The sequence below is a fragment of the Pseudomonas sp. OE 28.3 genome, assembly GCF_014268205.2.
GTDB classification, from domain to species: domain Bacteria; phylum Pseudomonadota; class Gammaproteobacteria; order Pseudomonadales; family Pseudomonadaceae; genus Aquipseudomonas; species Aquipseudomonas edaphica.
The window spans coordinates 6,067,191-6,093,501 of the sequence record NZ_CP077082.1 but is presented as its reverse complement, the minus strand read 5'-3'; the positions used below and the strand labels follow the sequence as shown (position 1 = coordinate 6,093,501).

The window sequence follows — 26,311 nt, the reverse complement described above, 5'->3', positions numbered from 1 at the left end:
GTAGTGGCTCATGCGCCTGTACGTCACGTTGACGGTTGTCGCAGGACGATACGGCCCCTATTATCGACGGCTTTCCAGTGGGTTCGTTGAGGGCAGGTTTATGGTCAAGGTCGGTATCGTCGGCGGCACGGGTTACACCGGTGTCGAATTGCTGCGTCTGTTGGCTCAGCATCCGCAAGCTGAGGTGGTGGTCATCACTTCCCGATCCGAGGCCGGGTTGGCCGTGGCCGATATGTACCCGAACCTGCGAGGCCACTATGACGGCCTGGCGTTCAGCGTGCCGGACATCAAGACCCTGGGCGCGTGCGATGTGGTGTTCTTCGCCACGCCTCACGGGGTTGCGCATGCACTGGCCGGCGAATTGCTGGCGGCGGGTACCAAGGTCATCGACCTGTCAGCCGACTTCCGCTTGCAGGACGCCGATGAGTGGGCCAAGTGGTACGGCCAGCCACACGGCGCGCCTGAGTTGCTGGAAGAGGCGGTGTACGGTCTGCCGGAAGTCAATCGTGAGCAAATCAAGCAAGCACGCCTGATTGCCGTGCCAGGTTGCTATCCGACCGCAACGCAGCTGGGGTTCCTGCCGTTGCTGGAAGCGGGTCTGGCCGACACTTCGCGCTTGATCGCCGACTGCAAGTCGGGTGTGAGTGGCGCCGGCCGTGGTGCAGCTGTAGGTTCGCTGTACTCCGAGACGTCGGAAAGCATGAAGGCCTACGCGGTTAAAGGGCATCGTCACTTGCCGGAAATTCGCCAGGGGCTGCGCCGCGCGGCCGGTAAAGACGTGGGCCTGACCTTCGTGCCGCACCTGACGCCGATGATTCGTGGCATTCACTCCACGCTCTACGCCACGGTTGTCGACCGTTCGGTAGACCTGCAGGCGCTGTTCGAAAAGCGTTATGCCAATGAACCGTTCGTCGATGTGATGCCGGCCGGCAGCCACCCGGAAACCCGTAGCGTGCGCGGTGCGAACGTATGTCGCATTGCCGTGCACCGTCCACAGGATGGCGATTTGGTGGTGGTGTTGTCGGTAATCGATAACCTGGTCAAGGGCGCGTCGGGCCAGGCGGTGCAGAACCTGAACATCCTCTTCGGCCTGGACGAGAAGCTGGGCCTGTCCCACGCGGGCATGCTGCCTTAAGGCGGTTTAGCGGTTAAGCAAAAGGCCCGTTGATCGGGCCTTTTGTGTTTTTAATGGCGGCAGCGCAGATTGATATACCGTAACAATAGTTGACCGCTTTTCTAGGAGAAGCGGATAATGCTCGCCATTACGCATATGGCGGCGCTACGCCGGGAGATTATCAGCATGAGCGTTGAATCCTTCACCCCCACGGCTTTGCAATTCACCCACGGTGCTGCGCACAAGGTGAAGAACCTGGTCGATGAAGAGGGTAATGATCGCTTGAAGCTGCGCGTATTCGTTACGGGCGGCGGTTGTTCAGGGTTTCAGTACGGTTTTACCTTTGATGAAGATGTGGCCGACGATGACACCATCGTCGAGCGCGAGGGCGTCAGCCTGGTCGTGGACCCGATGAGCTTCCAATACCTGGCGGGTGCCGAGGTGGATTATCAGGAAGGTCTGGAAGGGTCGCGTTTCGTGATCAAGAACCCTAATGCCACCACGACCTGTGGTTGCGGGTCTTCTTTCTCGATCTGATCAGCAGCCTGATCTTCAGCAAATAAAAAAACGCCGCTTGGCTTTGATAGGCCAAGCGGCGTTTTGCTGCCTGCAGGTTTAGGCTGGGTAGATCGCGCCTAATACCCGAAGCCCGCGCGCGCCAGTGACACTTGGGCGGTTGGCGGCGATGCCCTCAAGGCAGCAATGGGCCAGCCAGGCGAAGGCCATGGCTTCAACCCAATCAGGGTCCACGCCGTAAGTGGCGGTGCTGCTGACCTGAGTGGACGGCAACAACGCTGCCAAGCGCTTCATCAGCGTGGCGTTATGCGCGCCGCCGCCACAGACCAGCAGGGTTTCGGTGTCGGTTTGTGCGGATTGCAGGGACTCGACGATGGTCAGCGCGGTCAGTTCAAGCAGGGTCGCTTGCACATTCTCTGCCTGAAACGCTGGCAATCTGGCCAGGTGGTGTTGCAGCCATCCCAGGTTGAATACTTCGCGGCCAGTGCTTTTCGGGCCTTTGGTCAGGAAGAACGGGTCGCTGAGCAGTGCGTTGAGTAGTGCAGGCTCGACCTGGCCACCGGCCGCCCATTGGCCATCGCGATCAAAGTGCTCGCCACGTTGATTGTGGATCCACGCATCCAGCAGCACGTTGCCCGGGCCGCAATCGAAGCCAGCTACGGGCTTGTCGGTCTCGATCAGGCTGAGATTGCTGAAGCCGCCGACATTCAGCACGGCGCGGTTGCCGGCACGTTCGCCGAACAAGGCTTCATGAAAGGCGGGCACCAAGGGGGCGCCTTGACCGCCGGCGGCCACATCGCGGCTGCGGAAATCACTGACGACGGTAATGCTCGTCAGCTCTGTGAGCAGGGCAGGGTTGCCGATTTGAACGGTAAAGCCTCGAGCGGGTTCATGGCGGATCGTCTGGCCGTGGCTGCCGATCGCGCGTATGTCCTGAGGCTTGAGGGCGTGTTGTTCCAGTAAGGCATGGATGCCTTTGGCCGCCAGTGTCACCCAGTGTTGCTGGGCGAGCGCCGAACGGGCGATCTCATCCGGGCCGCTGGCGCACAGGCTTAACAGCTCAGTGCGCAGATCGTCCGGCATGGGGATGTAGTGCGTGCCGATCAAGTTGATCGCCGGGTTCTGTTCGATCAGGGCGATATCCAGGCCATCAAGACTGGTCCCGGACATCACACCTATATAGAGCGGCATACCTTAGCGCTTCGCCGAGGCCAGCAGGGTGGAGCGCTCCTGGTCCATGCGTGCCATCAATGGCTGGCTTTGTTGCAGGAAGCGCGCGCGCTCGGCTTTGGCTATCGGGTCGGCCATTGGCAGCTTTTGGCCCAGTGGGTCGACGTGGACGCCGTTCACCTGGAACTCATAGTGCAAATGCGGGCCGGTGGACAGGCCGGTGGTGCCGATATAGCCGATAACCTGGCCCTGCTTCACGTTGCTGCCGGTCGAAACGCCTTTGGCGAACCCCTGCATGTGGCCATAGAGGGTACGGTAGGTATTGCCGTGCTGGATGATCACGGTATTGCCGTAGCCACCGCGGCGGCCGGCGAGCAACACTTTGCCATCACCGGCGGCCTTGATCGGCGTACCACGAGGGGCGGCATAGTCGACGCCTTTGTGGGCGCGGATCTTGTTGAGGATCGGGTGCTTGCGGCCCATGGAGAAGCGCGAACTGATGCGGGCAAAGTCCACCGGCGTGCGGATGAAGGCTTTGCGCATGCTGTTGCCATCGGCGGTGTAGTAGCTGGTGTTGCCTTGTTTGTTGGTGTAGCGCACTGCGGTGTAGGTCTTGCCACGGTTGGTAAACCGCGCAGATAGAATCGCACCGGTCCCGACGACTTTGCCGTTGGCGACTTTCTGCTCGTAAATCACGTCAAATTCGTCACCCTGACGGATGTCCTGGGCGAAGTCGATGTCGTAGCCAAACACGCTGGCCATGTCCATGGTCATGCTGTGGGACAAGCCGGCACGCGCAGCCGACTGTGACAGCGAACTGTTGATGACGCCATGCACGTAGGCGGAGCGCGTCACCGGCTTGGTGGTGATGCGGTTGAACGCAAAGCCTTTGGTGCCTTTAGTCAGGGCAATGCTTTCTAGGTCGCTGACAGTGCTATGCAGGCTTTTGAGCTGACCGTCGGCAGCCAATTCGAATTCAAGCTTCTGGCCATGTTTGAGCTGGGTGAATTGTTTGGCTTGTTTATCGCTGGCCAACACCTCATTAACCGTAGCAGCGGGCAGACCAACCTTTTCAAACAGCGTTGAAAGGGTGTCGCCTTTAGCGACGGTCACTTCGCGGTGCAGCGGATTTTTTGGAGTGACTGGCGCAGGCGGCTCCTGAGTCGCCTGCCGGGTGTCTTCCGGGGTGGTTTCTATCTGTGCAAATGGAGATTGTGTCGGTGCGTTTGTGGCTTGTTGTGCGTCGGAAGCGTCTTGATCTTGTGTCAGTTGTTCAACTGGACTTTCCAGGTCAAGGCTCAGGGATGTTCGTTTGGCTTCTACGTCACTGGAAGGGAATACCAGGAGTGCCAGGCTGAGAAGGGCGGCGATACCACTTGCGGCGAGCAGGTGGGTCTTCGGGTAAAGCGGCGGCGCTTTAGACGGTTCTGTGGTCATAGGTAATTTTGACTTTGAAGATGAAATGGAAAAGATGAATGACATGATGAAGATGAAATAACTGTATAAAATATAACCAAATCATCTGTGGCGCAAGCTCGCGAACGCTGGGCTTGCTGAACGGTGTCCGTGCGCGGGACAAAACTTGTAATTAGTCCCTGATCTTGTATGGTTGGTTCCCTTTTGAATCTGAGCCTTGCGGGTCTGTTATGAAGTCGGTTGAAGAGCAGCTAGCGCTGATAAAACGTGGTGCGGAAGAACTGTTGGTCGAGGCCGAGCTGATCGAAAAGCTCAAGCGTGGCCAACCCCTGCGTATTAAGGCTGGCTTCGATCCGACCGCGCCGGATCTGCACCTGGGTCATACCGTGCTTATTAATAAGCTGCGCCAGTTCCAGGAGCTGGGGCATCAAGTCATCTTCCTTATAGGTGACTTCACCGGGATGATCGGTGATCCGAGCGGCAAAAGCGCAACGCGTCCGCCGCTGACCCGTGAGCAGGTTCTCGATAATGCCGAGACCTACAAGACTCAAGTGTTCAAGATTCTTGATCCGGCCAAGACCGAGGTGGCGTTCAACTCCACCTGGATGGATCAGATGGGGCCGGCCGACTTCATTCGCCTGACTTCCCAATACACCGTGGCACGCATGCTTGAGCGTGATGACTTCGATAAGCGTTATTCCACCAATCAGCCGATCGCGATTCACGAGTTCCTCTACCCGCTGGTGCAGGGCTATGACTCGGTGGCATTGCGCGCGGACGTCGAGCTGGGCGGCACTGACCAGAAGTTCAACCTGCTGATGGGGCGCGAGCTGCAGCGTGCGTATGGGCAAGAAGCTCAGTGCATTCTGACCATGCCGTTGCTGGAAGGGTTGGATGGCGTCAAGAAGATGTCCAAGTCCCTGGGTAACTACGTCGGTATCCAGGAAGCGCCGGGTGTGATGTACGGCAAGCTTGTGTCGATTCCTGATGCGCTGATGTGGCGTTATTTCGAGCTGTTGAGCTTCCGCTCGATGGATGAGATCAATGCGTTGCGCGCTGAAGTCGAGGCGGGTGCGAACCCTCGTGACGTGAAGATCAAGTTGGCGGAAGAGATCGTCGCGCGCTTCCATGGTGAAGAGGCTGCGGCCAGTGCTCACCGCGCGGCTGGTAACCGCATGAAGGATGGCGAGCTGCCGGATGATCTGCCAGAGATCGAATTGGCTGCGGCTGAGGCGATGCCGATTGCTGCTGTACTTAATAAGGCGGGCCTGGTTAAGAACTCCGCGGTCGCGCGCGACCTGTTGGGTTCCGGTGGTGTGCGTATAGATGGTGAGGTTGTCGATCGCACCTTTATCTACGAGCTGGGCGCTACCCACGTTTGTCAGGCTGGAAAGAAGGCATTTGCGCGTATTACGCTCAAAGCCGAATAAAACTGAAATGAGGGATTGACGGCGTTTTATATCTGTCTATAATTCGCCCCACTTCCGGCGCAGTCGAAACGGAAAACTCCTTGGTAAACAACGAGTTACGAAGTTTTCGGCAGCAAGTTGCTTCAGTTCATCGAAGCCAAAAGGAAGTTGAAAAAGAGGTGTTGACAGCAGCGTGTAACGCTGTAGAATTCGCCTCCCGCTAACGAGAGATCGTAAGCGCAAGTGGTTGAAGTTGTTGAAGAATTCTTCGAAAGCTTCTGAAAATAATCACTTGACAGCAAATGAGGCTGCTGTAGAATGCGCGCCTCGGTTGAGACGAAAGGTCTTAACCAACCGCTCTTTAACAACTGAATCAAGCAATTCGTGTGGGTGCTTGTGGAGTCAGACTGATAGTCAACAAGATTATCAGCATCACAAGTTACTCCGCGAGAAATCAAAGATGTAACCAACGATTGCTGAGCCAAGTTTAGGGTTTCTTAAAAACCCAAAGATGTTTGAACTGAAGAGTTTGATCATGGCTCAGATTGAACGCTGGCGGCAGGCCTAACACATGCAAGTCGAGCGGTAGAGAGGAGCTTGCTCCTCTTGAGAGCGGCGGACGGGTGAGTAATGCCTAGGAATCTGCCTGGTAGTGGGGGATAACGTTCGGAAACGGACGCTAATACCGCATACGTCCTACGGGAGAAAGCAGGGGACCTTCGGGCCTTGCGCTATCAGATGAGCCTAGGTCGGATTAGCTAGTTGGTGAGGTAATGGCTCACCAAGGCGACGATCCGTAACTGGTCTGAGAGGATGATCAGTCACACTGGAACTGAGACACGGTCCAGACTCCTACGGGAGGCAGCAGTGGGGAATATTGGACAATGGGCGAAAGCCTGATCCAGCCATGCCGCGTGTGTGAAGAAGGTCTTCGGATTGTAAAGCACTTTAAGTTGGGAGGAAGGGCAGTAAATTAATACTTTGCTGTTTTGACGTTACCGACAGAATAAGCACCGGCTAACTCTGTGCCAGCAGCCGCGGTAATACAGAGGGTGCAAGCGTTAATCGGAATTACTGGGCGTAAAGCGCGCGTAGGTGGTTTGTTAAGTTGGATGTGAAATCCCCGGGCTCAACCTGGGAACTGCATTCAAAACTGACTGACTAGAGTATGGTAGAGGGTGGTGGAATTTCCTGTGTAGCGGTGAAATGCGTAGATATAGGAAGGAACACCAGTGGCGAAGGCGACCACCTGGACTAATACTGACACTGAGGTGCGAAAGCGTGGGGAGCAAACAGGATTAGATACCCTGGTAGTCCACGCCGTAAACGATGTCAACTAGCCGTTGGAAGCCTTGAGCTTTTAGTGGCGCAGCTAACGCATTAAGTTGACCGCCTGGGGAGTACGGCCGCAAGGTTAAAACTCAAATGAATTGACGGGGGCCCGCACAAGCGGTGGAGCATGTGGTTTAATTCGAAGCAACGCGAAGAACCTTACCAGGCCTTGACATCCAATGAACTTTCTAGAGATAGATTGGTGCCTTCGGGAACATTGAGACAGGTGCTGCATGGCTGTCGTCAGCTCGTGTCGTGAGATGTTGGGTTAAGTCCCGTAACGAGCGCAACCCTTGTCCTTAGTTACCAGCACGTCATGGTGGGCACTCTAAGGAGACTGCCGGTGACAAACCGGAGGAAGGTGGGGATGACGTCAAGTCATCATGGCCCTTACGGCCTGGGCTACACACGTGCTACAATGGTCGGTACAGAGGGTTGCCAAGCCGCGAGGTGGAGCTAATCCCACAAAACCGATCGTAGTCCGGATCGCAGTCTGCAACTCGACTGCGTGAAGTCGGAATCGCTAGTAATCGCGAATCAGAATGTCGCGGTGAATACGTTCCCGGGCCTTGTACACACCGCCCGTCACACCATGGGAGTGGGTTGCACCAGAAGTAGCTAGTCTAACCTTCGGGAGGACGGTTACCACGGTGTGATTCATGACTGGGGTGAAGTCGTAACAAGGTAGCCGTAGGGGAACCTGCGGCTGGATCACCTCCTTAATCGACGACATCAGCTGCTCCATAAGTTCCCACACGAATTGCTTGATTCATTGAAGAAGACGATAAGAAGCAGCCCGAAATTGGGTCTGTAGCTCAGTTGGTTAGAGCGCACCCCTGATAAGGGTGAGGTCGGCAGTTCGAATCTGCCCAGACCCACCAATTTTGTGTGGGAAACGCCTGTAGAAATACGGGGCCATAGCTCAGCTGGGAGAGCGCCTGCCTTGCACGCAGGAGGTCAACGGTTCGATCCCGTTTGGCTCCACCACTACTGCTTCTACGTTAAGAAAGCTTAGAAATGAGCATTCCATCAGGTTGATGATGAATGTTGATTTCTAGTCTTTGATTAGATCGTTCTTTAAAAATTTGGGTATGTGATAGAAAGATAGACTGAACGTTACTTTCACTGGTAACGGATCAGGCTAAGGTAAAATTTGTGAGTTCTCTTAGTTGAGAAATTCGAATTTTCGGCGAATGTTGTCTTCACAGTATAACCAGATTGCTTGGGGTTATATGGTCAAGTGAAGAAGCGCATACGGTGGATGCCTTGGCAGTCAGAGGCGATGAAAGACGTGGTAGCCTGCGAAAAGCTTCGGGGAGTCGGCAAACAGACTTTGATCCGGAGATGTCTGAATGGGGGAACCCAGCCATCATAAGATGGTTATCTTACGCTGAATACATAGGCGTAAGAGGCGAACCAGGGGAACTGAAACATCTAAGTACCCTGAGGAAAAGAAATCAACCGAGATTCCCTTAGTAGTGGCGAGCGAACGGGGACTAGCCCTTAAGTGGCTTTGAGATTAGCGGAACGCTCTGGAAAGTGCGGCCATAGTGGGTGATAGCCCTGTACGCGAAAATCTCTTAGTCATGAAATCGAGTAGGACGGAGCACGAGAAACTTTGTCTGAATATGGGGGGACCATCCTCCAAGGCTAAATACTACTGACTGACCGATAGTGAACTAGTACCGTGAGGGAAAGGCGAAAAGAACCCCGGAGAGGGGAGTGAAATAGATCCTGAAACCGTATGCGTACAAGCAGTGGGAGCAGACTTTGTTCTGTGACTGCGTACCTTTTGTATAATGGGTCAGCGACTTATTTTCAGTGGCGAGCTTAACCGAATAGGGGAGGCGTAGCGAAAGCGAGTCTTAATAGGGCGTCTAGTCGCTGGGAATAGACCCGAAACCGGGCGATCTATCCATGGGCAGGTTGAAGGTTGGGTAACACTAACTGGAGGACCGAACCGACTACCGTTGAAAAGTTAGCGGATGACCTGTGGATCGGAGTGAAAGGCTAATCAAGCTCGGAGATAGCTGGTTCTCCTCGAAAGCTATTTAGGTAGCGCCTCATGTATCACTGTAGGGGGTAGAGCACTGTTTCGGCTAGGGGGTCATCCCGACTTACCAAACCGATGCAAACTCCGAATACCTACAAGTGCCGAGCATGGGAGACACACGGCGGGTGCTAACGTCCGTCGTGAAAAGGGAAACAACCCAGACCGTCAGCTAAGGTCCCAAAGTTATGGTTAAGTGGGAAACGATGTGGGAAGGCTTAGACAGCTAGGAGGTTGGCTTAGAAGCAGCCACCCTTTAAAGAAAGCGTAATAGCTCACTAGTCGAGTCGGCCTGCGCGGAAGATGTAACGGGGCTCAAACCATACACCGAAGCTACGGGTATCACGTAAGTGATGCGGTAGAGGAGCGTTCTGTAAGCCTGTGAAGGTGAGTTGAGAAGCTTGCTGGAGGTATCAGAAGTGCGAATGCTGACATGAGTAACGACAATGGGTGTGAAAAACACCCACGCCGAAAGACCAAGGTTTCCTGCGCAACGTTAATCGACGCAGGGTTAGTCGGTCCCTAAGGCGAGGCTGAAAAGCGTAGTCGATGGAAAACAGGTTAATATTCCTGTACTTCTGGTTATTGCGATGGAGGGACGGAGAAGGCTAGGCCAGCTTGGCGTTGGTTGTCCAAGTTTAAGGTGGTAGGCTGGAATCTTAGGTAAATCCGGGATTCTAAGGCCGAGAGCTGATGACGAGTTAACTTTTAGTTAACGAAGTGGTTGATGCCATGCTTCCAAGAAAAGCTTCTAAGCTTCAGGTAACCAGGAACCGTACCCCAAACCGACACAGGTGGTTGGGTAGAGAATACCAAGGCGCTTGAGAGAACTCGGGTGAAGGAACTAGGCAAAATGGCACCGTAACTTCGGGAGAAGGTGCGCCGGTGAGGGTGAAGGACTTGCTCCGTAAGCTCATGCCGGTCGAAGATACCAGGCCGCTGCGACTGTTTATTAAAAACACAGCACTCTGCAAACACGAAAGTGGACGTATAGGGTGTGACGCCTGCCCGGTGCCGGAAGGTTAATTGATGGGGTTAGCTAACGCGAAGCTCTTGATCGAAGCCCCGGTAAACGGCGGCCGTAACTATAACGGTCCTAAGGTAGCGAAATTCCTTGTCGGGTAAGTTCCGACCTGCACGAATGGCGTAACGATGGCGGCGCTGTCTCCACCCGAGACTCAGTGAAATTGAAATCGCTGTGAAGATGCAGTGTATCCGCGGCTAGACGGAAAGACCCCGTGAACCTTTACTATAGCTTTGCACTGGACTTTGAATTTGCTTGTGTAGGATAGGTGGGAGGCTTTGAAGCGTGGACGCCAGTCTGCGTGGAGCCAACCTTGAAATACCACCCTGGCAACTTTGAGGTTCTAACTCAGGTCCGTTATCCGGATCGAGGACAGTGTATGGTGGGTAGTTTGACTGGGGCGGTCTCCTCCTAAAGAGTAACGGAGGAGTACGAAGGTGCGCTCAGACCGGTCGGAAATCGGTCGTAGAGTATAAAGGCAAAAGCGCGCTTGACTGCGAGACAGACACGTCGAGCAGGTACGAAAGTAGGTCTTAGTGATCCGGTGGTTCTGTATGGAAGGGCCATCGCTCAACGGATAAAAGGTACTCCGGGGATAACAGGCTGATACCGCCCAAGAGTTCATATCGACGGCGGTGTTTGGCACCTCGATGTCGGCTCATCACATCCTGGGGCTGAAGCCGGTCCCAAGGGTATGGCTGTTCGCCATTTAAAGTGGTACGCGAGCTGGGTTTAGAACGTCGTGAGACAGTTCGGTCCCTATCTGCCGTGGACGTTTGAGATTTGAGAGGGGCTGCTCCTAGTACGAGAGGACCGGAGTGGACGAACCTCTGGTGTTCCGGTTGTCACGCCAGTGGCATTGCCGGGTAGCTATGTTCGGAATAGATAACCGCTGAAAGCATCTAAGCGGGAAACTAGCCTCAAGATGAGATCTCACTGGGACCTTGAGTCCCCTGAAGGGCCGTCGAAGACTACGACGTTGATAGGTTGGGTGTGTAAGCGCTGTGAGGCGTTGAGCTAACCAATACTAATTGCCCGTGAGGCTTGACCATATAACACCCAAGCAATTTGACTACTCGAAAGAGCATCAGATTGCGGTGTGTGAAGACGAGATGAACCGAAAGTTCGACGCTCACAAAACACCGAAAGCTGTCACATACCCAATTTGCTGAAGCGAAGCCATTTGGCTACGACTCAGTACCCGAATTTCTTGACGACCATAGAGCATTGGAACCACCTGATCCCATCCCGAACTCAGTAGTGAAACGATGCATCGCCGATGGTAGTGTGGGGTTTCCCCATGTGAGAGTAGGTCATCGTCAAGATTAAATTCCGAAACCCCTGATTGCTAACGCAATCAGGGGTTTTGTTTTTGGCGCTCGTTTAGGCGTAAATCTCGCTCACGAGTGGCGTTAATCACAACGCGTTCAGGCTGAGATGCCACGTAAGCCTGCTTTGCAGCCGCCTCCAGTGCTAAATCCTGTCCTTTCTATGCAATGACCTTGCGCATGGCTATCATGCGTGCCTCATTGTGAGGCGATGCTTGCATGCTGACGTTGTTAACACTTCTCAAAGATGGTCGATTCCACTCCGGAGAGGCGCTCGGTGCTGCCCTGGGTGTCAGCCGCAGTGCTGTTTGGAAGCAGCTCCAGCATCTGGAGTCTGAATTGAACCTGCCCATTCATAAAATTCGCGGCAGGGGGTACCAGCTAGCATCTCCATTGGTGTTCTTGAGTGCTGAAGAAATTCAAGAGCGCGCTCCTGCTTTGGCGTGGCCTGTTTACATCTCTGACTCCATAGACTCCACCAATGCCGAGGCTTTGCGCCTCGTCGGCACAGGTTGCGCGGCGCCATTTCTGGTGCTTGCGGAGCAGCAAACGGCGGGAAGAGGGAGGCGGGGCCGCAAGTGGGTCAGTCCGTTTGCTCAAAACCTGTATTACAGCCTCGTATTGCGCATTGACGGCGGGCTGAGGCAGTTGGAAGGGCTTAGCCTTGTCGTCGGATTGGCAGTCATGCAGGCCCTGCGTGAGTTGGGTGTCCAGGGCGCCGCCTTGAAATGGCCGAATGACGTCCTGGTTGGGCAGAAAAAAATTGCCGGTATCTTGCTGGAATTGGTTGGAGATCCCGCTGATGTTTGCCATGTTGTGCTCGGTATAGGGATCAACGTAAATATGCAGAAGGCGGCAGAGGTCGATCAGCAGTGGACGTCGGCGCAGTTGGAGACGGGCTCCCCTGTCGACCGAAATCACTTGGTCGCACGCCTTGGACTGCAGTTGCAAAGTCACCTGGAGCGACATAAGGCTTTCGGTTTTGCTGCGCTTCAGGAAGAGTGGGAGCGAAATCATTTGTGGCAGGGTAAGGCCGTATCTCTTATCGCGGGTGTTAACCAGATTGATGGTGTGGTGCTGGGTGTTGATCACCAGGGCGCGCTGCGGCTGAGTGTCGAGGGTGTCGAGAAAATATACAGCGGCGGTGAGTTAAGCCTGAGGTTGCGTGATGATTCTTGAGCTCGACTGTGGGAATAGCTTTATCAAGTGGCGTGTGCTCGATTCGCCTATGGCCAGGGCGTCCGCTGAGGGTGTTGTCGGCTCGGACCTTGAGTTGATCGAGGGCCTGAAGGCAATCCCGGGGTTGTCATTGACGCGCTGCCGCCTGGTAAGTGTTCGGGCCTCCGAAGAGACCGGGCAGTTGGTTGAGGCATTGCAGGGGGCATTTGGGGTTGTTGTGTCTTGTGCTGTCTCAGCGAGGGAGGCGGCGGGTGTACGTAACGGCTACGAAGAGTTTGAGCGTCTTGGGCTGGATCGTTGGTTGGCAATGCTCGGTGGTTTCAAGCTGGCATCAGGTGCCTGCCTGGTACTCGATTTCGGTACCGCAGCCACTGCAGACTTTATTGCTGCCGATGGTGAGCACCTTGGCGGCTTCATTTGCCCGGGAATGCCCCTCATGCGCAGCCAGTTGCGAACGCACACGCGCAAAATCCGCTACGACGATATTGCGGCAGAGCAGGCCCTGGCACGCCTCTCGCCGGGGCGGACGACTGTGGAAGCCGTTGAGCGGGGTTGTACGCTGATGCTCAGAGGGTTTGTTTTGACACAGCTTGAGTTGGCTCGGAGCTATTGGGGGAATGACTTCACGGTTTTTCTGACTGGCGGGGATGCTGACCTGGTCTCCGATGCCGTGCCTCACGCTCGTTTTGTTCCTGATCTGGTTTTTGTTGGTCTGGCGATGGCGTGCCCTTTGTCCTGAGGTATTTATGCGTTGGCTGTTTTTGCTTTTGCTCGTTCTCAATGCCTTCTATTACATCTGGCATCAACAGGAAGCCCCATTGCGTGCTAAAGATGTAACGCCACTGAGTCTCTATAAGGGCTCTCAGCAGGATATTCGCCTATTGAGTGAATCCTCTGACCCCATGGTTCGGCGCGACCGGGCAAAAGCGCCTGACGCACAAAGTACGTGTCTATACATCGGTGGTTTCGCTGATCAGCGCCAGGCCCAGTCGGTAGAGCAGCGCCTCATAAGCCTGGATATAAAGGTCAAAGTGCTTCTCCTCAATACGCCTGATGCCTCCGGCTATTGGCTTCGTGTCGCCCCTGAAAGCAGGAGGTTGGCTGAGGATCTGCCGTTTGAAAACCTTGCTAAGGAATTCAATGAGTTAAAACATAAAATAATGTTGTGCGAAGGCGTTGCAACTGTCGAATAGTTTGCATAGAATGGCGCCCGCTTCGCAGTGAAGACCTTTACGGTCTACAGCGTGAAGCGGAGGTCAACGCAGCTAACCTCATATTTTTAATGAGAAAATGCTTGACAGAAGGCCGGCGTGATGTAGAATGCCGGCTCGCTTAGGAGGGGTTCCCGAGCGGCCAAAGGGATCAGACTGTAAATCTGACGTCTACGACTTCGAAGGTTCGAATCCTTCCCCCTCCACCATTTTTAGCGTGAGCTGCAAGCTCCGCGGGTATAGTTTAGTGGTAGAACCTCAGCCTTCCAAGCTGATGATGCGGGTTCGATTCCCGCTACCCGCTCCAAGTTTGCAGGTTGTGCAATGTGTTTTGCTCTTGTAGCTCAGTTGGTAGAGCACACCCTTGGTAAGGGTGAGGTCAGCGGTTCAAATCCGCTCAAGAGCTCCATATAACAAGGCAGATATGAAAATATCTGCCTTTGTTTTAACAGCTGCCTCGGCTTGTTGGTGTTGCATTTGGCTTTGTTGCCAGGTGATTTCAGGTCTAGTGGGGTTGGTTGTTGTAAAGTCTTTTTCAGGCCTGCATAATGGTCGGCCTGATTTTGTTTTAGGTCAGTAGCTCAATTGGCAGAGCGACGGTCTCCAAAACCGTAGGTTGGGGGTTCGATTCCCTCCTGACCTGCCAGATTCACGTGGTGTGTCTGGCTTTCTTTTCACAGGATCTTCATAGATGACTCCTAAGGCTGAAGCTCAAAGCTCTCGTTTCGATCTCGTCAAGTGGCTCGCTGTGGTCGCGTTGGTGGTCGTAGGCGTTGTTGGCAATCAGTACTACTCTGCTTCGCCGATCCTGTACCGCGTACTCGCTTTGCTCGCTCTTGCTGCTGTAGCTGCCTTTGTAGGCCTGCAGACTGCCAAAGGCAAGTCTTTCGCGGTCCTGGTAAAGGAAGCTCGCACCGAAATTCGTAAAGTCGTTTGGCCGACTCGCCAAGAAACCACGCAGACCACATTGATTGTTGTGGCTGTTGTTCTGGTTATGGCGTTGCTGTTGTGGGGGCTTGATTCCCTGCTCGGCTGGCTTGTTTCCTTGATTGTTGGCTAAGGGTGTCCCGTGGCTAAGCGTTGGTACGTTGTGCATGCTTACTCGGGTTACGAGAAGCATGTTATGCGCTCTTTGCTAGAGCGCGTAAAGCTTGCAGGCATGGAAGATGGCTTCGGCGAAATTCTGGTTCCCACTGAAGAAGTGGTTGAAATGCGGAATGGTCAGAAGCGCAAAAGCGAACGCAAGTTCTTCCCTGGCTACGTGCTGGTTCAGATGGACATGAATGAAGGTACTTGGCACTTGGTCAAGGACACTCCTCGTGTCATGGGTTTCATCGGCGGTACTGCTGATAAGCCTGCTCCGATCACCGACAAAGAGGCGGAAGCAATTCTGCGTCGCGTTGCTGACGGTAGCGACAAGCCTAAGCCGAAGACGTTGTTCGAGCCGGGTGAGGTTGTTCGTGTCACAGATGGTCCGTTTGCTGATTTCAACGGCACCGTCGAAGAAGTTAACTACGAAAAGAGCCGGATCCAAGTGGCAGTGCTCATTTTCGGTCGCTCTACTCCGGTAGAGTTGGAGTTCAGCCAGGTCGAGAAGGTCTAGCTGAGCAAGCATCCCAACCCCGCAGCCTTAGGCTGTGGGGTTTTGTCGTCACTGGGATAAACGCGCAAGTAACCGGGGAGCCTTTCGAGGCGTTTGAACCCGTAATTGGAGTGCCTCATGGCCAAGAAGATTACCGCTTACATCAAGCTGCAAGTGAAGGCCGCTCAGGCCAACCCAAGTCCACCTGTCGGCCCGGCTCTGGGTCAGCACGGCGTGAACATCATGGAATTCTGCAAGGCCTTCAACGCCCGTACTCAGGGTCTTGAGCCAGGTCTGCCGACTCCAGTGATCATCACTGTATACAGCGACCGTAGCTTCACTTTCGAAACCAAGTCGACCCCGGCTTCGGTTTTGCTGAAGAAAGCTGCTGGTCTGACTAGCGGTTCCGCTCGTCCTAACACCGTTAAGGTTGGCACCGTAACTCGTGCTCAGCTGGAAGAAATCGCGAAAACCAAAAACGCGGATCTGACTGCAGCTGATATGGATGCAGCCGTGCGTACCATCGCCGGTTCTGCTCGTAGCATGGGCCTTAACGTGGAGGGTGTGTAATGGCTAAGCTGACCAAGCGCCAAAAGGCTATCGCCGGCAAAATCGAAGCAGGCAAGGCCTACAACTTTGTAGACGCCGCTGCCCTGCTGACCGAGCTGTCGACTGTCAAGTTCAGCGAGTCCGTTGACGTTGCTGTAAACCTGGGTGTTGACCCACGTAAATCCGACCAGGTCGTTCGTAGCGCTACTGTGCTGCCACACGGTACTGGCAAGACTGTACGTGTTGCTGTCTTCACCCAAGGCCCGGCAGCTGAAGCTGCTCTGGCCGCCGGCGCTGATCGCGTTGGCATGGACGACCTGGCTGCCGAAATGAAAGGCGGCGACCTGAACTACGACGTAGTTATTGCTTCCCCGGATGCAATGCGCGTTGTAGGTCAGTTGGGTCAGATCCTCGGTCCACGTGGTCTGATGCCTAACCCTAAAGTCGGCACCGTAACCCCAGACGTAGCTACCGCGGTTAAAAACGCCAAGGCTGGTCAGGTTCGTTATCGCACTGACAAAAACGGCATCATTCACACCTCCGTTGGCAAAGTCGGCTTCGATGCCGTCAAGCTGAAGGAAAACGTTGAAGCCCTGATCGCTGATCTGAAGCGTATCAAGCCAGCTTCCTCGAAAGGTATCTACGTCAAGCGCGTTACCCTGAGCACCACTATGGGCCCAGGTCTGGTCATCGACCAAGGCTCGCTGGACGTATAAGAAATACGTTGGTGCGAGAGATCGCGCCAATTGAAAAAATTGGGGTCCCTGCCTGGCGGGGGCTATCCAAGACCGTAGGCGGCGCAAGCCTTAAACCTCAAGCCTACGCAGATGGTGCTCCCGGTTCCTTACCGAATCAGACACCAAAACGACATCCGGCTTCGGCCAGATGAAACGGTAACAAGCAGGAGTTAAACCCGTGGCAATTAATCTCGAAGACAAGAAGGCCATCGTCGCTGAAGTCAACGAGGCTGCCAAAGCTGCTCTGTCCGCTGTCGTGGCTGATGCCCGTGGTGTGACAGTAGGCGCTATGACCGGACTCCGTAAAGAGGCTCGTGAAGCTGGCGTATACGTACGTGTTGTACGTAACACCCTGCTCAAGCGCGCTGTTGCTGACACTGAATACAGTGTTCTCAACGACGTGTTCACCGGCCCGACTCTGATCGCGTTCTCCAAAGATCACCCGGGTGCTGCTGCCCGTTTGTTCAAGGAATTCGCCAAGAGTCAGGATAAGTTCGAGATCAAGGCAGCTGCGTTCGAGGGCAAGTTCCTCGCAGCTAACCAAATCGACGTACTGGCAACACTGCCGACCCGTAACGAAGCTATTTCTCAGCTGATGAGCGTGATTCAAGGCGCTACCAGCAAGTTGGCTCGTACTCTGGCCGCAGTTCGCGAGCAAAAAGAAGCTGCCGCAGCCTAAGGCTGAGCACCTCCTTTCGCGTATTTTTGTTTATTTCGATGGCCGCGTAGGCCGTCCCCCAATTCAGGAAATACAGTAATGTCTATCTCCCAAGAAGATATCCTCAACGCCGTAGCTGAAATGTCGGTTCTGCAGGTTGTTGAGCTGATCAAAGCTTTCGAAGAAAAATTCGGCGTTTCCGCTGCCGCTGCTTCCGCTGGCCCAGCTGTTGCTGCTGTTGCTGCTGAAGAGCAAACCGAATTCAACGTCATGCTGCTGGAAGCTGGCGAGAAGAAAGTAAACGTGATCAAGGCAGTTCGTGAACTGACCGGTCTGGGCCTGAAAGAAGCCAAGGCTGTAGTTGACGGCGCTCCTGCCCAGGTTCTGGAAGCAGTGTCGAAAGACGCCGCTGACAAAGCTAAAGCAGTGCTGGAAGAAGCAGGCGCTAAAGTCGAGCTGAAGTAAGCATCGACCTTGCGTCTCCAGCCCAAGCGTTAAGCTGAAGGCTGATGGCTGGTGGCTCTTGCCACCGGCCTTTTTCCGTTCTTGGCTGTCGACTCGGTCGCCGCCAATTACGCGCTGTAACCACCCGATGCGGTGGTGCAAACCATGGGGTTTGCAAGATTTTCTGGCTGCTCCCGTCGGAGGGGCCAAACAAGCAGGTGACCAAGCTGGGGAACGCTGATGGCTTACTCATATACTGAGAAAAAACGTATCCGCAAGGACTTTAGCAAGTTGCCGGACGTCATGGATGTCCCGTACCTTCTGGCTATCCAGCTGGATTCGTATCGTGAATTCTTGCAGGCGGGAGCGACCAAAGATCAGTTCCGCGACGTGGGCCTGCATGCGGCCTTCAAATCCGTTTTCCCGATCATCAGCTACTCCGGCAATGCTGCGCTGGAGTACGTGGGTTATCGCCTGGGCGAACCGGCATTTGATGTCAAAGAATGCGTGTTGCGCGGTGTTACGTACGCCGTACCTTTGCGGGTAAAAGTCCGCCTGATCATTTTCGACAAAGAATCGTCGAACAAAGCGATCAAGGACATCAAAGAGCAAGAAGTCTACATGGGCGAAATCCCACTGATGACTGAAAACGGTACCTTCGTAATCAACGGTACCGAGCGTGTTATTGTTTCCCAGCTGCACCGTTCCCCGGGCGTGTTCTTCGACCACGACCGCGGCAAGACGCACAGCTCCGGTAAACTCCTGTACTCCGCGCGGATCATTCCGTACCGCGGTTCGTGGTTGGACTTCGAGTTCGACCCGAAAGACTGCGTGTTCGTGCGTATCGACCGTCGTCGCAAGCTGCCGGCCTCGGTACTGCTGCGCGCGCTCGGTTACACCACTGAGCAGGTGCTGGACGCTTTCTACACCACCAACGTATTCAGCCTGAAGGATGAAACCCTCAGCCTGGAGCTGATTGCTTCGCGTCTGCGTGGTGAAATTGCCGTTCTGGACATTCAGGACGAAAACGGCAAAGTGATCGTTGAAGCGGGTCGTCGTATTACTGCGCGCCACATCAACCAGATCGAAAAAGCCGGCATCAAGTCGCTGGAAGTGCCTCTGGACTACGTCCTGGGTCGCACCACCGCCAAGGTTATCGTTCACCCGGCTACAGGCGAAATCCTGGCTGAGTGCAACACCGAGCTGAACACCGAAATCCTGGCAAAAATCGCCAAGGCCCAGGTTGTTCGCATCGAGACCCTGTACACCAACGACATCGACTGCGGTCCGTTCATCTCCGACACACTGAAGATCGACTCCACCAGCAACCAATTGGAAGCGCTGGTCGAGATCTATCGCATGATGCGTCCTGGTGAGCCACCGACCAAAGACGCTGCCGAGACCCTGTTCAACAACCTGTTCTTCAGCCCTGAGCGTTATGACCTGTCTGCGGTCGGCCGGATGAAGTTCAACCGTCGTATCGGTCGTACCGAGATCGAAGGTTCGGGCGTGCTGTGCAAGGAAGATATCGTCGCGGTACTGAAGACTCTGGTCGACATCCGTAACGGTAAAGGCATCGTCGATGACATCGACCACCTGGGTAACCGTCGTGTTCGCTGCGTAGGCGAAATGGCCGAAAACCAGTTCCGCGTTGGCCTTGTGCGTGTTGAGCGTGCGGTCAAAGAGCGTCTGTCGATGGCTGAAAGCGAAGGCCTGATGCCGCAAGACCTGATCAACGCCAAGCCAGTGGCTGCGGCAGTGAAAGAGTTCTTCGGTTCCAGCCAGCTTTCCCAGTTCATGGACCAGAACAACCCGCTCTCCGAGATCACCCACAAGCGCCGTGTTTCTGCACTGGGCCCGGGCGGTCTGACCCGTGAGCGTGCTGGCTTTGAAGTTCGTGACGTACACCCGACGCACTACGGTCGTGTTTGCCCGATCGAAACGCCGGAAGGTCCGAACATCGGTCTGATCAACTCCCTGGCCGCTTATGCGCGCACCAACCAGTACGGCTTCCTCGAGAGCCCGTACCGCGTGGTGAAAGACGCTCTGGTCACCGACGAGATCGTATTCCTGTCCGCCATCGAAGAAGCTGATCACGTGATCGCTCAGGCTTCGGCCACGATGAACGACAAGAAAGTCCTGATCGACGAGCTGGTAGCTGTTCGTCACTTGAACGAGTTCACCGTCAAGGCGCCGGAAGACGTCACCTTGATGGACGTTTCGCCGAAGCAGGTAGTTTCGGTTGCAGCGTCGCTGATCCCGTTCCTGGAACACGATGACGCCAACCGTGCGTTGATGGGTTCCAACATGCAGCGTCAAGCTGTACCAACCCTGCGCGCTGACAAGCCGCTGGTAGGTACCGGCATGGAGCGTAACGTAGCCCGTGACTCCGGCGTTTGCGTCGTAGCCCGTCGTGGCGGCGTGATCGACTCCGTTGATGCCAGCCGTATCGTGGTTCGTGTTGCCGATGATGAAGTTGAAACTGGCGAAGCCGGTGTCGACATCTACAACCTGACCAAATACACCCGCTCGAACCAGAACACCTGCATCAACCAGCGTCCGCTGGTGAGCAAGGGTGACCGCGTTCAGCGTAGCGACATCATGGCCGACGGCCCGTCCACCGACATGGGTGAACTGGCTCTGGGTCAGAACATGCGCATCGCGTTCATGGCATGGAACGGCTTCAACTTCGAAGACTCCATCTGCCTGTCCGAGCGTGTTGTTCAAGAAGACCGTTTCACCACGATCCACATTCAGGAACTGACCTGTGTGGCACGTGATACCAAGCTTGGGCCAGAGGAAATCACTGCAGACATCCCGAACGTGGGTGAGGCTGCACTGAACAAGCTGGACGAAGCCGGTATCGTTTACGTAGGTGCTGAAGTTGGCGCAGGCGACATCCTGGTAGGTAAGGTCACTCCGAAAGGCGAGACCCAACTGACTCCGGAAGAGAAGCTGCTGCGTGCCATCTTCGGTGAAAAAGCCAGCGACGTTAAAGACACCTCCCTGCGTGTACCTACCGGTACCAAGGGTACTGTTATCGACGTACAGGTCTTCACCCGTGACGGCGTTGAGCGTGATGCTCGTGCACTGTCCATCGAGAAGACTCAACTCGACGAGATCCGCAAGGACCTGAACGAAGAGTTCCGTATCGTTGAAGGCGCGACCTTCGAACGTCTGCGTTCCGCTCTGGTAGGCCACAAGGCTGAAGGCGGCGCAGGTCTGAAGAAAGGTCAAGACATCACCGACGAAGTACTCGACGGTCTTGAGCACGGCCAGTGGTTCAAACTGCGCATGGCTGAAGATGCTCTGAACGAGCAGCTCGAGAAGGCCCAGGCCTACATCGTTGATCGCCGCCGTCTGCTGGACGACAAGTTCGAAGACAAGAAGCGCAAACTGCAGCAGGGCGATGACCTGGCTCCAGGCGTGCTGAAAATCGTCAAGGTTTACCTGGCAATCCGTCGCCGCATCCAGCCGGGCGACAAGATGGCCGGTCGTCACGGTAACAAAGGTGTGGTCTCCGTGATCATGCCGGTTGAAGACATGCCGCACGATGCCAATGGCACCCCGGTCGACGTCGTCCTCAACCCGTTGGGCGTACCTTCGCGTATGAACGTTGGTCAGATCCTCGAAACCCACCTGGGCCTCGCGGCCAAAGGTCTGGGCGAGAAGATCAACCGTATGATCGAAGAGCAGCGCAAGGTTGCTGACCTGCGTAAGTTCCTGCACGAGATCTACAACGAGATCGGCGGTCGCAACGAAGAGCTGGACACCTTCTCCGACCAGGAAATCCTGGACCTGGCGAAGAACCTGCGCGGCGGCGTTCCAATGGCTACCCCGGTGTTCGACGGTGCCAAGGAAAGCGAAATCAAGGCCATGCTGAAACTGGCAGACCTGCCGGAAAGCGGCCAGATGCAGCTGTTCGACGGCCGTACCGGCAACAAGTTTGAGCGCCCGGTTACTGTTGGCTACATGTACATGCTGAAGCTGAACCACTTGGTAGACGACAAGATGCACGCTCGTTCTACCGGTTCGTACAGCCTGGTTACCCAGCAGCCGCTGGGTGGTAAGGCTCAGTTCGGTGGTCAGCGTTTCGGGGAGATGGAGGTCTGGGCACTGGAAGCATACGGTGCTGCATACACTCTGCAAGAAATGCTCACAGTGAAGTCGGACGATGTGAACGGTCGGACCAAGATGTACAAAAACATCGTGGACGGCGATCACCGTATGGAGCCGGGCATGCCCGAGTCCTTCAACGTGTTGATCAAAGAAATTCGTTCCCTCGGCATCGATATCGATCTGGAAACCGAATAACACGTGACGCGAATCGAGAGCGGGGTTGTTTAGCCCGCTCTCTGCTCCGCCAGGAGGAAAGGCCTTGAAAGACCTACTGAATTTGCTGAAAAACCAGGGTCAAGTCGAAGAGTTCGACGCCATCCGTATTGGGTTGGCATCGCCTGAGATGATCCGTTCGTGGTCGTTCGGTGAAGTTAAAAAGCCGGAAACCATCAACTACCGTACGTTCAAACCTGAGCGTGACGGCCTGTTCTGCGCCAAGATCTTTGGCCCGGTAAAGGATTACGAGTGCCTGTGCGGTAAGTACAAGCGCTTGAAGCACCGTGGTGTGATCTGCGAGAAGTGCGGCGTTGAAGTTGCACTGGCCAAGGTTCGTCGTGAGCGCATGGCGCACATCGAACTGGCTTCGCCGGTTGCCCACATCTGGTTCCTGAAATCGCTGCCGTCCCGTATCGGCTTGCTGATGGACATGACCCTGCGTGATATCGAACGCGTTCTCTACTTCGAGAGCTATGTCGTTATCGATCCAGGCATGACCACCCTTGAAAAAGGTCAGCTGCTGAACGACGAGCAGTACTTCGAAGCGCTGGAAGAATTCGGCGACGACTTTGATGCCCGTATGGGTGCCGAGGCTGTCCGCGAGCTGCTGCACGCTATCGACCTGGAGCACGAGATTGGCCGTCTGCGCGAAGAAATTCCGCAAACCAACTCCGAAACCAAGATCAAGAAACTGTCCAAGCGTCTGAAGTTGATGGAAGCCTTCCAGGGTTCCGGCAACTTGCCAGAGTGGATGGTGCTGACCGTTCTGCCGGTTCTGCCGCCAGACCTGCGTCCGCTGGTACCGTTGGACGGTGGTCGTTTCGCGACGTCCGACCTCAACGACCTGTACCGCCGCGTGATCAACCGTAACAACCGCTTGAAGCGCCTGCTCGATCTGTCCGCTCCGGACATCATCGTGCGCAACGAAAAGCGTATGTTGCAAGAAGCTGTCGATGCCTTGCTCGACAACGGCCGTCGTGGCCGCGCTATCACCGGTTCCAACAAGCGTCCTCTGAAATCCTTGGCTGACATGATCAAGGGTAAGCAAGGTCGTTTCCGTCAGAACTTGCTCGGCAAGCGTGTTGACTACTCCGGTCGTTCGGTAATTACCGTAGGCCCGACCCTGCGTCTGCACCAGTGCGGTCTGCCCAAGAAGATGGCACTTGAGCTGTTCAAGCCATTCATCTTCGGCAAGCTGGAAATGCGCGGTCTCGCGACCACCATCAAAGCGGCCAAGAAAATGGTCGAGCGCGAACTGCCAGAGGTTTGGGACGTTCTCGCTGAAGTGATTCGCGAACACCCGGTTCTCCTCAACCGTGCACCGACCCTTCACCGTCTGGGTATCCAGGCGTTTGAACCAGTACTGATCGAAGGTAAGGCTATCCAGCTGCACCCTCTGGTCTGTGCTGCGTACAACGCCGACTTCGACGGCGACCAAATGGCCGTGCACGTACCGCTGACACTGGAAGCCCAGTTGGAAGCGCGCGCGTTGATGATGTCGACCAACAACATTCTGTCGCCAGCCAACGGTGAGCCAATCATCGTTCCGTCGCAGGACGTTGTATTGGGTCTGTACTACATGACTCGTGAAGCGATCAACGCCAAAGGTGAGGGTCGTGTGTTCGCTGACCTGCAAGAAGTTGACCGTGTGTTCCGTGCCGGCGAAGCCGCACTGCACGCCAAGGTCAAAGTGCGGATCAACGAAACCGTCAACGACCGTGATGGCGGCAGCGTGAGCGGCACCCGTATTGTCGACACCACTGTCGGCCGTGCCTTGCTGTATCAAGTTGTGCCAAAAGGCCTGTCGTACGACGTCGTCAACTTGCCGATGAAGAAAAAGGCGATCTCCAAGCTGATCAACCAGTGCTACCGCGTGGTTGGTTTGAAAGAGACCGTGATCTTCGCTGACCAGCTGATGTACACCGGCTTTGCTTATTCGACCATTTCCGGCGTTTCCATCGGTGTTAACGACTTCGTTATCCCGGATGAAAAAGCTCAGATCATCAATGCTGCAACTGATGAAGTGAAAGAAATCGAAAGCCAGTACGCCTCCGGCCTGGTAACCCAGGGCGAGAAGTACAACAAAGTGATCGACCTTTGGTCCAAGGCCAACGACGAAGTGTCGAAGGCGATGATGGCTAACCTCTCGAAAGAGAAGGTTATCGACCGTCATGGCGTAGAAGTCGATCAAGAGTCGTTCAACTCGATGTACATGATGGCCGACTCGGGCGCACGGGGTTCTGCTGCGCAGATCCGTCAGCTCGCCGGTATGCGTGGCCTGATGGCCAAGCCGGACGGCTCCATCATCGAAACGCCGATTACTGCGAACTTCCGTGAAGGTTTGAGCGTACTTCAGTACTTCATCTCCACTCACGGTGCTCGTAAGGGTCTTGCGGATACCGCGTTGAAAACGGCTAACTCCGGTTACCTGACTCGTCGTCTGGTAGACGTTGCGCAAGACTTGGTTGTGACTGAAGTTGACTGCGGCACCGAACACGGTCTGCTGATGACTCCGCACATCGAAGGCGGCGACGTTGTAGAACCGTTGGGTGAGCGCGTACTGGGTCGAGTAATTGCCCGTGACGTATTCAAGCCAGGTACCGAGGAAGTTATCGTTCCTGCTGGCACCCTGGTGGATGAAAAGTGGGTCGAGTTCATCGAACTCAACAGCATCGACGAAGTGATTGTTCGCTCGCCGATCAGCTGCGAAACCCGCTACGGCATTTGCGCCAAGTGCTACGGCCGTGACTTGGCTCGTGGTCACCAGGTGAACATCGGTGAAGCGGTTGGCGTAATTGCTGCCCAGTCCATCGGTGAGCCGGGTACCCAGCTGACCATGCGTACGTTCCACATCGGTGGTGCGGCAAGCCGGACCTCCGCAGCTGACAGCGTTCAGGTGAAGAACGGCGGTACTGTCCGTCTGCACAACCTGAAACACGTTGAGCGAGTGGATGGTTGCCTGGTTGCTGTGTCCCGTTCCGGTGAGCTGGCAATCGCTGATGACTACGGTCGTGAGCGTGAGCGTTATAAGCTGCCGTACGGTGCTGTGATTTCGGTTAAAGAAGGTGACAAGGTCGACGCTGGCGCAATCGTGGCCAAGTGGGATCCGCACACTCACCCAATCGTTACCGAAATGAAAGGTACCGTGACCTACGTGGGCATGGAAGAAGGCATCACGATCAAGCGTCAGACTGACGAATTGACCGGTATGACCAACATTGAAGTACTCGACGCGAAAGATCGTCCAGCTGCCGGTAAGGACATCCGTCCTGCCGTTAAGATGGTTGACGACAACGGCAAGGACTTGTTGCTGCCAGGCACTGACGTAATCGCTCAGTACTTCCTGCCAGCCAACGCCCTGGTCGGTGTAGCGGATGGTGCGAAGATCGCGATCGGTGATGTTATCGCGCGTATCCCGCAAGAAACTTCGAAGACTCGCGACATCACCGGTGGTCTGCCGCGTGTTGCCGACTTGTTCGAAGCTCGTCGTCCGAAAGAAGCGTCGATTCTGGCTGAAGTCAGCGGCACCATCGCGTTCGGTAAAGAGACCAAAGGCAAGCGCCGTCTGGTCATTACCCCGAACGATGGTACTGATCCGTACGAAGAGCTGATTCCGAAGTGGCGTCACCTGAACGTCTTCGAAGGCGAACAGGTAAACCGCGGCGAAGTTATCTCCGACGGCCCGAGCGATCCACACGACATCCTGCGTCTGCTGGGTGTGAGTGCGCTGGCCAAGTACATCGTTAACGAGATCCAGGACGTTTACCGTCTGCAAGGCGTGAAGATCAACGATAAGCACATCGAGACCATCCTGCGTCAGATGCTGCGTAAAGTTGAAATCGCTGAATCCGGCGATTCCAGTTTCATCAAGGGCGACCAGATGGAACTGACTCACGTACTGGTAGAAAACGAACGTCTGGGCGCGGAAGACAAATTTGTCTCCAAGTTCACTCGTGTGTTGCTGGGTATCACCAAGGCGTCGTTGTCCACTGAGTCGTTCATCTCGGCGGCCTCCTTCCAGGAGACCACTCGCGTACTGACCGAAGCAGCGGTAACCGGCAAGCGCGATTACCTGCGCGGCCTGAAGGAAAACGTAGTCGTGGGTCGTTTGATCCCGGCAGGTACCGGTTTGGCTTACCACAGCGAGCGCAAGCGCCGCCGTGATGCTGACAAGCCGCTGCGCGTAAGCGCCAGTGAAGTGGAAGCTGCACTGACCGAAGCGCTGAACTCAAGCGGTAACTGAGTTCTGCGATAAAT

Annotated in this window: 16 protein-coding genes, 6 tRNA genes and 3 rRNA genes; 23 read left to right on the top strand and 2 right to left on the bottom strand. The window is 55.2% G+C overall.

Going from position 1 to position 26,311, the window contains the following annotated elements; genetic code table 11:
- The first annotated feature begins 100 nt into the window (after positions 1-100).
- The gene (gene argC, locus HU759_RS27445) at positions 101-1,135 is read left to right on the top strand and encodes an N-acetyl-gamma-glutamyl-phosphate reductase (RefSeq protein ID WP_017138092.1); all 1,035 of its coding nucleotides are present in this window, start codon (positions 101-103) and stop codon (positions 1,133-1,135) included.
- A 165-nt stretch (positions 1,136-1,300) separates the two neighbouring features.
- A complete protein-coding gene (gene erpA / locus HU759_RS27440; RefSeq protein ID WP_170040788.1) occupies positions 1,301-1,651 on the top strand; it encodes an iron-sulfur cluster insertion protein ErpA in 351 nt (116 codons plus the stop codon).
- A 78-nt stretch (positions 1,652-1,729) separates the two neighbouring features.
- On the opposite strand, the gene HU759_RS27435 is transcribed toward erpA, so the two are convergent.
- Positions 1,730-2,821, bottom strand: a complete 1,092-nt coding sequence (locus HU759_RS27435; protein ID WP_170040777.1) for an anhydro-N-acetylmuramic acid kinase — start codon at positions 2,819-2,821, stop codon at positions 1,730-1,732.
- A 3-nt stretch (positions 2,822-2,824) separates the two neighbouring features.
- Positions 2,825-4,237, bottom strand: a complete 1,413-nt coding sequence (locus HU759_RS27430) for a peptidoglycan DD-metalloendopeptidase family protein (protein WP_170040776.1) — start codon at positions 4,235-4,237, stop codon at positions 2,825-2,827.
- Positions 4,238-4,446: 209 nt separating this feature from the next.
- On the opposite strand from HU759_RS27430, the gene tyrS reads away from it, so the two are divergent.
- From tyrS to rpoC, 21 genes are all read left to right on the top strand, one after another.
- A complete protein-coding gene (tyrS, locus tag HU759_RS27425; protein ID WP_170040775.1) occupies positions 4,447-5,646 on the top strand; it encodes a tyrosine--tRNA ligase in 1,200 nt (399 codons plus the stop codon).
- A 496-nt stretch (positions 5,647-6,142) separates the two neighbouring features.
- Positions 6,143-7,679: ribosomal RNA gene (locus HU759_RS27420) — 16S ribosomal RNA — on the top strand.
- A gap of 82 nt (positions 7,680-7,761) precedes the next feature.
- Positions 7,762-7,838: transfer RNA gene (locus HU759_RS27415), tRNA-Ile, on the top strand.
- A 30-nt stretch (positions 7,839-7,868) separates the two neighbouring features.
- Positions 7,869-7,944, top strand: a tRNA-Ala gene (locus HU759_RS27410).
- A 247-nt stretch (positions 7,945-8,191) separates the two neighbouring features.
- Positions 8,192-11,083, top strand: a 23S ribosomal RNA gene (locus tag HU759_RS27405).
- A 157-nt stretch (positions 11,084-11,240) separates the two neighbouring features.
- Positions 11,241-11,356: ribosomal RNA gene (gene rrf, locus HU759_RS27400) — 5S ribosomal RNA — on the top strand.
- Together the 16S, 23S and 5S rRNA genes with 2 tRNA genes alongside form the textbook arrangement of a ribosomal RNA operon.
- A 222-nt stretch (positions 11,357-11,578) precedes the next feature.
- On the top strand, positions 11,579-12,538 hold the full coding sequence (gene birA / locus HU759_RS27395; RefSeq protein WP_017135958.1) for a bifunctional biotin--[acetyl-CoA-carboxylase] ligase/biotin operon repressor BirA: 960 nt from the start codon (positions 11,579-11,581) through the stop codon (positions 12,536-12,538).
- A complete protein-coding gene (locus HU759_RS27390) occupies positions 12,528-13,277 on the top strand; it encodes a pantothenate kinase (protein WP_017135959.1) in 750 nt (249 codons plus the stop codon). The genes birA and HU759_RS27390 overlap by 11 nt, the downstream gene beginning before the upstream one ends.
- 7 nt (positions 13,278-13,284) lie before the next feature.
- The gene (locus HU759_RS27385) at positions 13,285-13,731 is read left to right on the top strand and encodes a hypothetical protein (RefSeq protein ID WP_017135960.1); all 447 of its coding nucleotides are present in this window, start codon (positions 13,285-13,287) and stop codon (positions 13,729-13,731) included.
- A gap of 142 nt (positions 13,732-13,873) precedes the next feature.
- A tRNA-Tyr gene (locus HU759_RS27380) sits at positions 13,874-13,958 on the top strand.
- 24 nt (positions 13,959-13,982) lie between these two features.
- Positions 13,983-14,056 (top strand) — tRNA-Gly (locus HU759_RS27375).
- Positions 14,057-14,082: 26 nt separating this feature from the next.
- Positions 14,083-14,158, top strand: a tRNA-Thr gene (locus tag HU759_RS27370).
- A gap of 161 nt (positions 14,159-14,319) precedes the next feature.
- Positions 14,320-14,395: transfer RNA gene (locus tag HU759_RS27365), tRNA-Trp, on the top strand.
- 45 nt (positions 14,396-14,440) lie between these two features.
- Positions 14,441-14,809, top strand: a complete 369-nt coding sequence (gene secE / locus HU759_RS27360; RefSeq protein WP_003194658.1) for a preprotein translocase subunit SecE — start codon at positions 14,441-14,443, stop codon at positions 14,807-14,809.
- Between the two features lie 9 nt (positions 14,810-14,818).
- Positions 14,819-15,352: a transcription termination/antitermination protein NusG gene (gene nusG / locus HU759_RS27355; protein WP_003176436.1), complete on the top strand. Its 534-nt coding sequence runs from the start codon at positions 14,819-14,821 to the stop codon at positions 15,350-15,352.
- A 117-nt stretch (positions 15,353-15,469) separates the two neighbouring features.
- The gene (gene rplK / locus HU759_RS27350) at positions 15,470-15,901 is read left to right on the top strand and encodes a 50S ribosomal protein L11 (protein WP_003176435.1); all 432 of its coding nucleotides are present in this window, start codon (positions 15,470-15,472) and stop codon (positions 15,899-15,901) included.
- Positions 15,901-16,596: a 50S ribosomal protein L1 gene (rplA, locus tag HU759_RS27345; RefSeq protein ID WP_003232403.1), complete on the top strand. Its 696-nt coding sequence runs from the start codon at positions 15,901-15,903 to the stop codon at positions 16,594-16,596. Before rplK ends, rplA begins: the two co-directional genes overlap by 1 nt.
- A 199-nt stretch (positions 16,597-16,795) precedes the next feature.
- Positions 16,796-17,296, top strand: coding sequence for a 50S ribosomal protein L10 (rplJ, locus tag HU759_RS27340; RefSeq protein ID WP_003176433.1), 501 nt, complete (start codon positions 16,796-16,798; stop codon positions 17,294-17,296).
- Positions 17,297-17,374: 78 nt separating this feature from the next.
- A complete protein-coding gene (rplL, locus tag HU759_RS27335; RefSeq protein WP_010566858.1) occupies positions 17,375-17,740 on the top strand; it encodes a 50S ribosomal protein L7/L12 in 366 nt (121 codons plus the stop codon).
- 219 nt (positions 17,741-17,959) lie between these two features.
- Positions 17,960-22,033: a DNA-directed RNA polymerase subunit beta gene (gene rpoB / locus HU759_RS27330; protein WP_017135961.1), complete on the top strand. Its 4,074-nt coding sequence runs from the start codon at positions 17,960-17,962 to the stop codon at positions 22,031-22,033.
- Positions 22,034-22,097: 64 nt separating this feature from the next.
- On the top strand, positions 22,098-26,297 hold the full coding sequence (gene rpoC / locus HU759_RS27325) for a DNA-directed RNA polymerase subunit beta' (RefSeq protein WP_017135962.1): 4,200 nt from the start codon (positions 22,098-22,100) through the stop codon (positions 26,295-26,297).
- Positions 26,298-26,311 lie beyond the last annotated feature (14 nt).